11 protein-coding genes are annotated in these 12,986 nt (G+C 74.3%); 7 read left to right on the plus strand and 4 right to left on the minus strand.

Features of this window, described 5'->3' with window-relative positions; translation table 11 throughout:
* Positions 1 to 125: 125 nt before the first annotated feature.
* Entirely contained in the window at positions 126 to 1,631 is a 1,506-nt protein-coding gene (gene purB / locus ACFV9Q_RS14070) for an adenylosuccinate lyase (protein ID WP_377234917.1), read from the minus strand.
* Positions 1,632 to 1,892: 261 nt separating this feature from the next.
* Between purB and ACFV9Q_RS14075 the strand changes: the two genes are divergently transcribed.
* Positions 1,893 to 2,138, plus strand: a complete 246-nt coding sequence (locus tag ACFV9Q_RS14075) for a hypothetical protein (RefSeq protein ID WP_377234918.1) — start codon at positions 1,893 to 1,895, stop codon at positions 2,136 to 2,138.
* Positions 2,126 to 3,718: a hypothetical protein gene (locus tag ACFV9Q_RS14080; protein WP_377234919.1), complete on the plus strand. Its 1,593-nt coding sequence runs from the start codon at positions 2,126 to 2,128 to the stop codon at positions 3,716 to 3,718. The genes ACFV9Q_RS14075 and ACFV9Q_RS14080 overlap by 13 nt, the downstream gene beginning before the upstream one ends.
* Positions 3,719 to 3,753: 35 nt before the next feature.
* Here ACFV9Q_RS14080 and ACFV9Q_RS14085 read toward each other — a convergent pair whose 3' ends face one another.
* On the minus strand, positions 3,754 to 4,161 hold the full coding sequence (locus ACFV9Q_RS14085; RefSeq protein ID WP_377234920.1) for a phage holin family protein: 408 nt from the start codon (positions 4,159 to 4,161) through the stop codon (positions 3,754 to 3,756).
* Between the two features lie 14 nt (positions 4,162 to 4,175).
* On the opposite strand from ACFV9Q_RS14085, the gene hisC reads away from it, so the two are divergent.
* Positions 4,176 to 5,264, plus strand: a complete 1,089-nt coding sequence (hisC, locus tag ACFV9Q_RS14090) for a histidinol-phosphate transaminase (RefSeq protein ID WP_377234921.1) — start codon at positions 4,176 to 4,178, stop codon at positions 5,262 to 5,264.
* Positions 5,265 to 5,309: 45 nt separating this feature from the next.
* On the opposite strand, the gene ACFV9Q_RS14095 is transcribed toward hisC, so the two are convergent.
* Positions 5,310 to 6,209: a helix-turn-helix transcriptional regulator gene (locus ACFV9Q_RS14095; RefSeq protein ID WP_377234922.1), complete on the minus strand. Its 900-nt coding sequence runs from the start codon at positions 6,207 to 6,209 to the stop codon at positions 5,310 to 5,312.
* 102 nt (positions 6,210 to 6,311) lie between these two features.
* On the opposite strand from ACFV9Q_RS14095, the gene ACFV9Q_RS14100 reads away from it, so the two are divergent.
* On the plus strand, positions 6,312 to 7,868 hold the full coding sequence (locus ACFV9Q_RS14100; protein WP_377234923.1) for an MFS transporter: 1,557 nt from the start codon (positions 6,312 to 6,314) through the stop codon (positions 7,866 to 7,868).
* Between the two features lie 77 nt (positions 7,869 to 7,945).
* Here the strand turns inward: ACFV9Q_RS14100 and ACFV9Q_RS14105 are convergent, their stop codons facing one another.
* Positions 7,946 to 8,956: an acetylxylan esterase gene (locus tag ACFV9Q_RS14105; RefSeq protein WP_377234924.1), complete on the minus strand. Its 1,011-nt coding sequence runs from the start codon at positions 8,954 to 8,956 to the stop codon at positions 7,946 to 7,948.
* A gap of 303 nt (positions 8,957 to 9,259) precedes the next feature.
* On the opposite strand from ACFV9Q_RS14105, the gene pdhA reads away from it, so the two are divergent.
* The 3 genes from pdhA to ACFV9Q_RS14120 are packed head-to-tail and all read left to right on the plus strand — an operon-like array spanning position 9,260 to position 12,936.
* Positions 9,260 to 10,429: a pyruvate dehydrogenase (acetyl-transferring) E1 component subunit alpha gene (gene pdhA, locus ACFV9Q_RS14110; protein ID WP_377234925.1), complete on the plus strand. Its 1,170-nt coding sequence runs from the start codon at positions 9,260 to 9,262 to the stop codon at positions 10,427 to 10,429.
* 5 nt (positions 10,430 to 10,434) lie between these two features.
* The gene (locus tag ACFV9Q_RS14115) at positions 10,435 to 11,466 is read left to right on the plus strand and encodes an alpha-ketoacid dehydrogenase subunit beta (protein WP_377230909.1); all 1,032 of its coding nucleotides are present in this window, start codon (positions 10,435 to 10,437) and stop codon (positions 11,464 to 11,466) included.
* A 24-nt stretch (positions 11,467 to 11,490) separates the two neighbouring features.
* A complete protein-coding gene (locus ACFV9Q_RS14120; protein WP_377234926.1) occupies positions 11,491 to 12,936 on the plus strand; it encodes a dihydrolipoamide acetyltransferase family protein in 1,446 nt (481 codons plus the stop codon).
* Positions 12,937 to 12,986 lie beyond the last annotated feature (50 nt).

Here is a 12,986-nt window from a genome sequence, read left to right on the forward strand (position 1 = left end):
CAACAGCGACCTCTACGCCCCCACCTCCGTCCACCCCCACCTGTGGGAAGGGGACCCGTTCCGGGCACCGCCCGGACATGCCCCTCGCGCGCAACCGGACCGGGCATTCCTGGTCCTGGGACCGGTCAGTCCAGGTAGTCCTTGACGAGCTGCTCCGCCAGGCCGGTGTAGGTGGCGGGGGTCAGCTCCGCGAGGCGAGCCGCGACGTCGTCGGGCAGCCCGAGCCCGGCGACGAACTCGCGCATGCGCGCGCCGTCCACCCGCTGGCCCCGCGTGAGGTCCTTGAGGCGCTCGTACGGGTTCTCCATGCCGGGCACGCCCGCGACCGACGCCGCGCGCATCGCGGACTGGACGGGCTCGCCCAGCACCTCCCAGTTGGCGTCGAGGTCCTCGCGCAGCAGGGTCTCGTTCACGGCGAGCCGGTCCAGGCCGCGCGACACGTTGTCGATCGCGAGCAGGCCGTGCCCGAAGGCCGGGCCGATGTTCCGCTGCGTCGTGGAGTCGGTGAGGTCGCGCTGCAGGCGGCTGGTGACCAGCGTCGCCGACAGGGTGTCCAGGAGCGCGCACGAGATCTCGAGGTTGGCCTCGGCGTTCTCGAACCGGATGGGGTTCACCTTGTGCGGCATCGTCGACGAGCCCGTGGCGCCCTCGACCGGGATCTGCGTGAAGAACCCGAGCGAGATGTAGGTCCACACGTCCGTCGCGAGGTTGTGCAGGATGCGGTTGAAGCGGGCGACGTCGGAGTAGACCTCGGCCTGCCAGTCGTGCGACTCGATCTGCGTGGTCAGCGGGTTCCAGTCCAGCCCGAGGCCCTCGACGAACGCCTTCGACACTGCCGGCCAGTCGGCCGAGGGGACGGCGACCGTGTGCGCGCCGTAGGTGCCGGTGGCGCCGTTCAGCTTGCCCAGGAACTCGGCGCCCTCGACGCGCCGGAGCTGACGCCGCAGGCGGTGCGCCAGCACGGCGAGCTCCTTGCCCAGGGTCGACGGCGTGGCGGGCTGGCCGTGCGTGCGGCTGAGCAGGGGGGCGGCGGCGTGCTCACGCGCCATGCCCGCGAGCTGGTCGACGACGGCGGTCGCGGCCGGCAGCCAGACCTCGCGCACCGCGCCGCGCACCATCAGGGCGTACGACAGGTTGTTGATGTCCTCGCTGGTGCAGGCGAAGTGCACCAGCTCGCTGGCGGCGGGCAGGCTCGTCTCGCCCAGCGCCTCGGGCGCCACGGCGATCCGCCGCTTGATGAAGTACTCGACGGCCTTGACGTCGTGCACCGTCTCGCGCTCGATCTCGGCCAGCTCGGCGATCTCGTCCGCGCCGAACGTCGCGGGGATCGCGCGGAGATAGTCGATCTCCTGCTGCGACAGCGTGGGCGCACCCGGCACGACCGGCGCGTCGACGCCCGGGGCGCCGTTGCACAGCGTGATGAGCCACTCCACCTCGACGTGGATACGCTCGCGGTTCAGCGCGGCCTCGCTCAGGTGGTCCACGAGCGGGGCCACCGCCTTGCGGTACCGGCCGTCCAGCGGGCCGAGCGCGATGGCCGGGCTCACCTCCGCGAGGGCGACGCGGGTGACGGCGCCGGCGGAGTCGGCAGGGCTGGCAGCAGGGGCGGTGGTCTCAGGCACGTGCTCCATTCTCCCACGGGCCGCTCTTCCCGCGGCCTCGTCGTCCACAACACCGCGCGCTGCGGGGCCACGTCTCGGTCGCGCGGCCGCGCGACCGACCCTCCCGACGGCGTTCGGCGGGCGCGAGCGCGACCACAGAGGGCAGTTCGGACCGTCCGTGCACAGGCACTCCGCCCCGCCCGACGCCGCCCCACCGGCCCGGCCTACGGTCGCCGCAAGACGTGACCGGCCGACCAGGGGAGTGCGAGCGCCGATGAACAGAGCCCGTCCATGACCGGCAGTGACCCGTCGTGCGCTGCGCCGGCGGGGGAGGACGCGCGGCTGGCGCTCGCGCGGGCCGCGGACCTCGTGGACGGTGCGGCCGCAGGGATCCGGGCGGCCGGTGAGGTCGAGTGGCGGGCGCTCGCGGCCGAGCTGTACCGGGCGGCGGTCGCCGACGCGGCGCATGCGCTGGCCCGGGACCGCGTGCTGCTGGACGGGGCGGTGCGGCTGGCGTACGGCGGGTGGACCCGGTGAACGGCGACCCGAGGCCGCCCCGGGGCGGCGACCGGCTCCTGCCGGGGGACACCGTGACGGTGTACGGCGGCGGGGGTACGTCGGCCGTCGGGACGGCGTCCGTGCGGCGGGCCGCGACACTGCTGGCCCGCGCCGCGGACGACCTGCGCGCGGCCGCCCGGTGCTGCCTGGGGGTGAGCCGCGACCTCGTGCCGGGATCGGTCCTGGGCGAGGCCGGGCGGACGGGCGCGGCGTGGCCCGGCGCCGCCGGGGCCTGGCCGGCCGCCGCCGGCGGGGTGCCCGGCGCCCTTGCGCCGACGGCGCTGGCGCTGGACGAGGCGGCGCGGGACACGGCGGGTCGCCTGGCGGAGCGGGCCGACCGGTGCGACCTGCTGGGCTGGCGGCTGCTGCGCGCGGCGGGCCTGTACGAGGAGGCGGAGTCGACCGCGCACCGCCTGGTCGGAGCGCTCGTCACGGCGGGCGCGTTCGGCACCGGGGCGGCGTTCGGCAGCCTGGGCTGGGCGGCCCTCGTGGGGGCCGGCGCCGCGGGCGGCGCGGAGGTCGCGGTACGCCTGGCCGGCGGGGCGGCCACCCGGGGTCTCTCGACCGCGGTCACGGGGTGGGCCGCAGCGGGCGTGACCCGTGGTCTGGCACCCTGGTCGGACGAGGCGTTCGCGGGCCTGGGCGGTGGTGTCGCGCTCACCAGGCCGGGGCTCGCCGGGGGCCGTCCGGGCGTCGCCGGCGGGGCCGGCGTGCTCGCCCACGTGGCGCGCCAGGTGCCCGTGCTCGGCAACGCCGACACCGGGCTGCGGCTCACCCGGCTCGGACCCGAGGACTTCGCGCACGGCGCCGTCCCGGCGTGGTCCACGAGCGGCGCGTGGTCCGTGCAGGAGGCCCTGGCCAGGATCGACGACCTCTACCCGGGGCCCGGCGGCGCGCCCTCGGCCACGATCGCGGTCCAGCGTGTGACGGCGCCGGACGGCGCGGTGTCCTGGACGGTGCTGGTACCCGGCACCCAGTCCGCGCTCCCCGCGGACCACCCGTGGGACGGCCGGACCGACCTGGAGCTGGTCGCGGGCGAGCTCGACGGCGCCACGGCAGCGATCGAAGGGGCGCTGGCGGACTCCGGCGTCGGACCCGACGAGCCCGTCACCCTCGTGGGGCACAGCCTCGGCGGGATCGCGGCCACCGCACTGGTGTCGCGGGCGGGTTTCGCCGAGCGGTACCGGGTGGGCGGGCTGGTCACCGCCGGTGCGCCGACCGGCCTGCTGGCCACGCCGCCCGGCGTCCCTGTGCTGCACCTGGAGACCCCGGAGGAACTGGTCTCGCACACCGACGGCCGGTCCGCCGCACAGAACCCGCGCACGCACGACCGCCTCACGGTGGTCCGGTCGCTGCGGGACTCGGCCGCGCAGGCCGACCGGGCGGCGTCGGGCAGCCTGCCGCAGGCACATGCGGTCGCCGCGCACGTGCGCACCCTGGACCTCGCCGTCGCGTCCGGTGATCCCCGGGTGACCGCGACGGTCGACCGGATCGGCGCGCGGCTCGCCGGCCCGACGGCGAGCACCGTGTTCTACCGGGCGGAAAGAGTCGGTTCGTGACCTGTGCCCGCGACCAGGTCAGTCCGAGGCCCGGATCAGTCCGAGATCCGCTTGGGCAGCAGGGCCAGCAGGATGGTCTGCACCACGGAGATCACGATGGCCGCCAGCACGTACCACCAGAAGCCGCCGTTCACCTCGAGACCCCAGTTGGGCGTGTCCGAGAACCAGGACTGGTTCGTGATGGACGTGGTGATCCACAGCATCAGCGCGTTGATCAGCACCGACACCAGGCCGAGCGTCAGGATGTAGAGGGGGAGCGAGATCAGCTGGACGATCGGCTTCACGATCATGTGGACCAGGCCGTAGACGATGGCGACCACGATCACGGCGAGAATCGTGCCGAGGGTGGTGCCGTCGCTCACGACGTCCATGTGGGAACCGAGGATCAGGGCCGACAGGCCGATCGCGAGTGCGGTGATGAGGATGCTGGCCACGAGCTTCATCCGGTCATCGTGGCATGCTGACCCCCGTGGAAGATGCATTCGTACCGCTCCGCGCGGCCGTGTCGGCCCTCCCCGCCTACGTTCCCGGCGCCCGTGTCGCCGCCGGCGCCCAGGCCTGGAAGCTGTCGTCCAACGAGAACCCGTATCCGCCGCTGCCGTCCGTGCTGGACGCCATCGCGCGGGGCGCGGCCGAGGTGAACCGCTACCCGGACATGTACGCCGGCGAGCTCGTCGAGGCGCTCGCGGCCCACACGGGTGTGGCGCCGGAGAACGTGGTGGTCGGCAACGGCTCGGTCGCCGTGCTCGCGCACGTGCTGCAGGCCGTCGTCGAGCACGGGGACGAGGTCGTGTTCCCGTGGCGGTCCTTCGAGGCGTACCCGATCGCGGTCGCCGTGGCGGGCGGCAAGGCGGTCACCGTCCCGGTCCAGGAGGACACCGGCCGGCTCGACCTGCCCGCGATGGCGGCCGCCGTCACGCCCGCCACCCGCGTGGTCCTGGTCTGCACGCCGAACAACCCGACCGGCCCCGCGGTGCACGCCGACGAGCTCGAGACCTTCCTCGCGGCCGTGCCGCGGGACGTGCTCGTCGTCGTGGACGAGGCCTACCTGGAGTTCGTCCGCGACTCCCGGGTGGCCGACGGCGTCGACCTGCTGCGCCGGCACCCGAACGTGGTGCTGCTGCGCACCCTGTCCAAGGCCTACGGGCTGGCGGGTCTCCGCGTCGGTTACGCCGTCGCCGAGCCCCGGCTCGCCGCGGGCATCCGCGCGGTGTCCACGCCGTTCGGCGTCTCGCACATCGCGCAGGTCGCCGCGCTGGCGTCGCTGGCCCCCGCCGCGCAGGGCGAGCTGCTGGAGCGCGTGGACGCGCTGGTCACCGAGCGCACGCGCGTCACGGACGCGCTCCGCGAGCAGGGCTGGCAGCTCCCGGACACGCAGGCGAACTTCGTCTGGTTCGGGCTCGGCGGGCCGACCACGCAGCGCGCGGCCGAGGCGAGCGCTGGCGGCGTCCTGGTGCGCCCGTTCGCGGGCGACGGGCTCCGCGTGACCATCGGTGAGACAGAGGCGAACGACGCCTTCCTGCGGATCGCGGCGACCTGGCGCTGACGGACGTAGCTGACGGACGTAGCTGACGGACGACGCTGAGCCGGCTCAGCCGATCAGCGCGTCCGCCAGCACCCCGTCCCGGGCGGTCCAGGCGGGCGCGGCGCCCACCAGGGAGTCGAGCCGCTCCAGCCGGCGGGCGGAGTCCGCGTCGGCCGGGGTGAGCACGACGATGCGCTCGCCGCGGTCGCGGTCCAGCCACAGGCTCTGGAAGACCGTGTCGACCCGGCCCACCCGGGAGGACAGGTAGCGGCGCAGCTGTCCCGCCCGGTCGCCCCGCACCTCGTGCTCGTCCCAGTACCGGACGAACTCGGGCGAGTGCTCACGCAGGCCGCCCAGCAGCCCGCTCCACCTCGGGTGCTGCCGGAACTCGGCCTCCCGCGCGCGCAGCCGGCCGGCGAGGTCGCGGAGCACCACCTCGGGCTCCACGAGGCTGTCGCGCCACTCGTCGTTCATGAACAGGAGCCAGGCGCAGTTCCGGTCGCCGGGCTCGACCGAGTCCAGGTCGCCCCACAGGAAGCGGTAGGTGCGGTTGGCCGCGACCAGGTCGTACGTCGCGGTCTGGATGGCGGCAGGAAAGGGCAGCAGCCGCTCCAGCAGTGCGATGTGCTCCGGGCGCACCTCCATGAGCGGGTTCGGTGCATCCGCCCCGGTGTCGGCCGCCCGGCCGGCCAGGAGCATGAGGTGCCGCCGCTCCTCAGGACGCAGACGCAGCGTCCGCGCGACCGCGTCGAGCACCTGGTCCGACGGGTTGGGTGCCCGCCCCTGCTCGAGCCACGTGTACCAGGTGACGCCCACGCCGGCGAGCTGCGCCACCTCCTCGCGGCGCAGTCCAGGGGTCCGACGCCGGCCGGCCTGCGGCAGCCCGACGTCGGCCGGCGTCACGCGGCCGCGGCGCTCCCGCAGGAACGCCCCGAGCGCCTTGTGGTCCGGTGCGGTACTCGTCACCGGACCAGTGTCACCCCGCAGGGCGTCGGAGACCAGGTGGTATCAGTACCCGTATGAACAGGCTCCTGGTACCAGGATGCCGAACGGCGCAGGGTCGTGGGCATGACGACATCCCTCCCCGCGGCGGTCGATCCCGGCGCGCTGCCGGCCAACCCAGGAGTCCCGGCCCGGTCGCTCCCCGCCGCGGCACCGGCACTCCCTGCCGCCGCGTCCGCGCTGACCGCGCCGGCCCTGACCGCGGGCGGCCTCGCCGTACTGCTGCTCGCCTTCCTGCCCGTGAACTTCACGTTCGGCGCGGTGAACCTGCTGGTTCCCGCGATCGCGGCGGACCTGGGCGCCGGTCCGTCCGGTGGGGCGCTCGTGCTGTCCGCCTACACCACCACCTTCGCCGCCGGGCTGGTGGTCTCCGGGCGGCTGGGTGACCGCTACGGCCGCCGCAGGCTGCTGCGGACCGGGTTGATCGCCTTCGGGGTGCTGGCCGTCCTGACCGCACTCGCCCAGGACGTGGTCTCCCTCGTGGCCCTGCGCGCGGCCCTGGGCCTGGCCGCCGGGCTGTTCACGCCCCAGGTGCTGACGAGCATCCAGGCCACGGCGCCCGACCGGCTCCGCACGCGCGGGATCATCCTGTTCACGGCTGCCGGCGCGATCGCCTCGATCGCCGGCCAGGTCGTGGCGGGCGCGACCACCGTCGTGCTGCCGGAGCACCTGGCCTGGCGAGCGGTCCAGATGATCACCGGTCTCATCGCCCTGCTGGCGCTGCCCGGCCTGCGCGCCGTCCCGGAGTCCCGGTCGCCCGCGCCGCTCGGGCTCGACCTGCGGGGCGCGGCGCTGCTCGGGGGCGGGCTGGTGGCGCTGGTCGTACCGCTGACCCTCGGTCCGTCTGCGGGGTGGCCGGCCTGGTCGATCGGCCTGCTGGCCGTCGCGGCGGTCACCCTGACCGCCTTCGGCCTCGCGCAGCGCGCCACGGAACGACGGGGCGGGCTGCCGGTGGCGCCGCCGAGCGTGCTGCGGGTCCCGGTGGTGTGGATCGGCCTGACCATGACGATGCTGTTCTTCGTCACCTACGGCGCGTTCCTCTACGAGGTCTCGGAGTACTCGCAGACCGTCTGGGGCGCCGACGGCTGGGACGTGGCGATGCTGACCCTCGGCTTCGGCGGCGGATTCCTCGTCGCCGCGCTGCTGCTGCCGGGCGTCCTGCGCCGGGTGGGGCCGCGGATCATGGTCTACGCCGCCTCCGGTCAGGCGACGGCGCTCCTCGCGATCGCGCTGGTCATCGGGCTCGACGACGGCCGGAGCGCCCCGCTGGCGCTGCAGCCGCTGCTCGTCGGTCTCGGTGCCGCACAGGCGTTCATGTACGGGCCCGCGCTGCAGACGGTGCTCTCGCGGACCCCGGTCTGGGCGGCCGGCGTCGCGGGCGGGCTGCTGACCACGCTGCAGCAGCTCGGGATCGGGCTGGGCGTGGCACTGCTGGGCGGGCTCTTCCACGCCGTGGCCGGCCTGGCGGGCGGGGTCGACGGCGGGACGGCGGCGGCCGACGCGACCGGGACGGGGTCGGGCCTGACCGTCGGCCTGGTCGCCGCCGTGGCCGTCCAGGCCGGGTGCGCCGTCGTGTTCGCACTCCTGGCGCACCGCGTCGCGCGACACAGCGCCGCCGCCTGACCCGGCGCGGGCCCCGGCGCAGGACCCCGGCGCGGGGCCCGGACCAGGCCCGGCGCGAGGCCCGGCCGGCGCCCGCGTCAGCCTGCCAGGCAGCGCGCGATGTGCGCTCTGGTCGCCAACGCCGCCCGGGCGTCGACGTCCTGGTCGCCGGGGTAGTCGGCGTGCCCCGCCGGCAGGGCCTCGAGCTCCAGCGTGGGGCAGGCCGAACCGCCCGCCCGGGCCGCGGCGGCCGCCGTCACGGCGTTCGCCACGGCGAACTGCCCGGGCGGCGGCACCGCCGCGTCCCACAGCGCGCACTCGCAGCGCACGGGGACGCGGAGGTACCCGGCCGCTGTCGACGTGTCGAAGTAGCGCAGCACGTCCCGCGCCTCGGGGTGCTCCGCGACGTACCGGCGCACGGCCTCGCCGCTGCCGGTGCACTCCAGGTCGAGCCGCACGTCGTACTGCCCGAAGCTCGGCACCACGAAGGTCGCGCCCACGAACCGGCGGTCCCAGGGCACGGCCAGCACCCCGATCGCGCCGAAGCTCGCGCCCGTGTAGTAGAGCGGCAGGTCCCCGGCGATCTCGACGAGGGCGTCGGCCGCGTGCCACAGGTCGACGGCGCAGCGGCCCAGCGCGTAGGTCTCCACCGAGTCGATGCCGTGCACCACGTGCTCGGCGGCGTTGTCCGGGGCGCCCGCACCGACGTTGAGCGCCCCGAGACCGCGCGCCACGGGGAAGACGACGGCGGCGTCGTCGGGCACCCGGGCGAAGTCTGGCGCGTCCCGGCCGCCGTACCCGTGGCCGTGCACCACGCCGACCCGGGCCGCGCCGTCGGACGGGAGGGCGAGCCAGCCCCGCAGCCGCAGCCCGCCGGCGCCCGTGTGCTCCAGCTCGTAGAGGTCGTGCGCGCCCTGCCGGCCGAGCGACGTCAGCCGCGGCTCGGGGCGTACCGCGCGCGAGGCCGTGAACCAGCCCTGCCACAGCTCGGCGAAGCCGGCGGGCGCGGGGGCGGGCTCGACGGCGAGCAGCGTGTCCAGGTCGTAGCCGTAGGTGCCGTCGATCGGCGCGTCGGGAAACCAGGCGTCGTACGGCTCGGGCAGCGGCATCGGACCAGTATCGGCGTGGGGCCCGCCGAGACGCGGACGCCGCGCGGACGGCACCGCGGCCCCGGTCGGCGATACCCGGTCGCAGCCTTGGTGGGTTCCGACAAACGGTCCCGGGAGAGATTGGGGGAGATGCGGCAGACCTACCTACGGAGCCGTAGCCTACGCTTGCGTAGGCTACGAGAGCGTAGGTTGCGGATCGGCCAAATTTCCGGCTGGACCCGTGCCAGGATGGAAAGGTCCCCGGAACGGACCGGGCGTCTCCGCATGTGCGGGCGCTCGCGTCCGCAGGTGAAGGAGGAAAGTGTGACTACCACCAACGGCTCCAACGAGGCGATCCCGACGTTGCAGCTACTCGATCCCCAAGGGAACCGCGTCACGACGCGCGGGACCAAGGGCTATCGCGACCGCGCCGCGACGCTGACCACGGAAGACCTCCGTGGCATGTACCGCGACATGGTCCTGACTCGTCGTTTCGACGACGAGGCGACCTCGCTCCAGCGGCAGGGCGAGCTCGCCCTGTTCGCGCCTGCTCGTGGCCAGGAGGCCGCGCAGGTCGGCAGCGCCTACGCACTGCGGCCGCAGGACTACGTCTTCCCGTCCTACCGGGAGCACGGTGTGCTGCACGTCCGCGGGCTGGACCCTGTCGACCGGCTGCGGTTCTTCCGCGGTTCGGACCACGGTGGGTGGAACCCCACCGAGCACAACACGGCCGTCTACACCATCGTGATCGGCGCGCACACGCTGCACGCCGCCGGCTACGCGATGGGCGTCCAGCGGGACGACACCCCGCTCGACAAGAACGACGGCACCGCGGTGATCACGTACTTCGGTGACGGTGCCACCTCGCAGGGCGACGTCAACGAGTCCATGGTCTACGCGGCCGTGAACAACGCCCCGGTCGTCTTCTTCCTGCAGAACAACCAGTGGGCGATCTCCGAGCCCACGACCCGGCAGACCAAGGGCCCGCTCTACAAGCGCGGCGAGGCGTTCGGCATGCCGAGCCTGCGCGTCGACGGCAACGACGTGCTCGCCGTGTACGCGGCGACGCAGGAGGCGCTCGAGCGCGCCCGCCTGGGCGAGGGCCCGAGCTTCATCGAGGCGTTCACCTACCGCATGGGCGCGCACACGACGTCCGACGACCCGACCCGGTACCGCACCTCCGAGCAGGAGGAGCAGTGGCGGCGTCGTGACCCGATCGACCGCCTCGGCGCCCTGCTGCGCGCCGAGGGCGGGCTCGACGACGAGTTCGAGGCCGAGATCAAGGCCGCGGGGGACGAGCTGGGCGCGAAGCTGCGCACCGGCGTCCGCGCCCTCGACGGCGGCCCGGCCGTCTCCAGCACCTTCGACGACGTGTACGCCACGCCGCACGGCGTCGTCGCCGCAGAACGGGCCTGGTACGAGGCCTACGACGCCGGTGACCCGCCGGCCCCCCAGTACGCGATCGCGGAGTCGGCCCAGGGAGGCGCACGATGACAACCATGGCGGAACGAACGCACACCACCGGCGGCGCCGCGGAGCAGGCGTCGGGCACCCAGACGCTGTCGCTCGGCAAGGCGATCAACGAGGGCCTGCGCGCCGCGATGCGGCGCGACGACAAGGTCATGCTCATGGGCGAGGACATCGGCCCCCTGGGCGGTGTCTTCCGCGTGACCGACGGCCTGCAGGCGGAGTTCGGCGAGCGGCGGGTCGTGGACACCCCGCTGGCGGAGTCCGGCATCGTCGGCACCGCCATCGGCCTGGCCATGCGCGGCTACCGGCCCGTCTGCGAGATCCAGTTCGACGGGTTCGTCTTCCCGGCGTTCAACCAGATCACCACGCAGCTCTCCAAGATCCACAACCGGACGCGCGGCGCGGTGCAGATGCCCGTCGTCATCCGCATCCCCTACGGCGGCGGCATCGGCGGCGTCGAGCACCACGGCGAGAGCCCGGAGGCGCTGTTCGCGCACACCGCCGGACTGCGCGTGGTCTCGCCGAGCACCCCGCAGGACGCGTACACGATGATCCAGGAGGCCATCGCCTCCCCGGACCCCGTGATCTACTTCGAGCCGAAGAGCCGCTACTGGGGCAAGGGCGCGGTCGACCTCGACGCCCCGCTGGGCGCCGACACGCTCAACGCCGCGCAGGTGGTCCGCCAGGGCACCGACGTCACGCTCGTCGCCTACGGGCCGTCCGTCGTGACCGCGCTCAAGACCGCCGACGCGCTCGCGGAGGAGGGCCGGTCCGCCGAGGTGATCGACCTGCGCGCCATCTCGCCGATCGACACCGCGGCCGTGGTGGCGAGCGTGCGCAAGACGGGGCGCTGCGTCGTGATCCACGAGGCCCCCGTGTTCTTCGGCGCCGGCGCCGAGATCGCGGCCCGGGTCACGGAGGAGTGCTTCTACGCGCTGGAGGCGCCCGTGCTGCGCGTGGGCGGCTTCCACACCCCGTACCCCGTGGCCAAGCACGAGCACGAGTACCTGCCCAGCGTGGACCGTGTGCTCGACGCCGTCGACCGTGCCTTCGCGCACTGACCCAGGAGTGAACCGAGAGTGAGCTTGAACATCCAGAGGTTCCCGCTCCCCGACGTCGGCGAGGGCCTCACCGAGGCCGAGATCGTCGAGTGGCAGGTCGCCGTGGGCGACACCGTCGAGATCAACCAGACGATCGTCGAGATCGAGACGGCGAAGTCGCTCGTCGACCTGCCGTCGCCCTGGAACGGGACCGTCTCCGCACTCCTCGTCGAGTCGGGCACCACCGTCGACGTCGGCACCCCGATCATCGAGATCACGGTGTCCGACGGCGCCGGCGCGCCCGCCCCCGCGTCGAACGGCACCTCGTCCGCGGCGGCTGCCGCGGGCGCCGCGGAGGAGAGCTCCGGGTCCGTGCTCGTCGGCTACGGCACCGCCGAGGCCAAGGCGAGCGGACGTCGCCGCCGGCACCAGGTGGCGGCGGCCGCCACGACGGCGGCTCCGGTCGCGGCCGTGACCGCCCCGCCCGCCCCGGCTCCGGCTCCCGCCCCCGTGGCGGCCCCGCCGGCTCCGGCGCCCGCCCCGGTGGCGGCCCCGCCGTCGGACACCGGGACGACGACGGCCGCACGCGCCCGCGTGCTCGCCAAGCCGCCCGTCCGCAAGCTCGCCAAGGACCTGGGCGTGGACCTGGCGGGCGTGCACGCGTCGGGTCCCGGCGGCATCGTGACGCGCGAGGACGTGGTCGGCCATGCCGAGCGCTCCTCGGTGCAGAAGCTGACCAGCTACCCGGACGACGAGCCGTGGCTCGCCCAGGGCGTCGTCTCACCGGACGGGCGTCAGACGCGCGTCCCGGTGCGGTCCGTGCGCAAGCGCACGGCCGAGGCCATGGTGGCCAGCGCCTTCACCGCGCCGCACGTGACGGTGCTGCACACCGTCGACGTCAGCAAGACGATGAAGCTCGTGGCCCGGCTCAAGGAGGACCGCGACTTCACGGACGTCAAGGTGACGCCCCTGCTCGTGGCCGCCAAGGCGGTGCTGCTCGCCGTGAAGCGGCACCCGCAGATCAACGCCTCGTGGGACGACGCCGCCCAGGAGATCGTCTACAAGCACTACGTGAACCTGGGCATCGCCGCGGCCACCCCGCGGGGGCTCGTGGTGCCGAACATCAAGGACGCGCACACGCTCGACCTGCTCGGCATCGCCAAGGCGCTCGCAGTGCTGACGGCGACGGCGCGGGCCGGGCGCACCTCGGTCACGGACATGTCCGACGGCACCATCACCATCACCAACCTGGGTGTCTTCGGCATCGACACGGGTACGCCGATCCTCAACCCGGGGGAGTCGGGCATCCTCGCCTTCGGCGCGATCCGCAAGCAGCCGTGGGTGCACAAGGGCAAGGTGAAGCCGCGCTGGGTGACCACGCTGAGCTTCAGCTTCGACCACCGGCTGGCCGACGGCGAGCTGGGCGCCCGGTTCCTGTCCGACGTCGCGCGGGTGCTCGAGGACCCCTCGCACGGCCTCGTCTGGAGCTGACCCGCACCACCCAGAACGTGTCAGACCCCCAGGTCACCCGTGACCTGGGG

Origin of the sequence: Promicromonospora sp. NPDC059942 (assembly GCF_042731755.1) — a bacterium.
Taxonomy (GTDB): domain Bacteria; phylum Actinomycetota; class Actinomycetes; order Actinomycetales; family Cellulomonadaceae; genus Promicromonospora.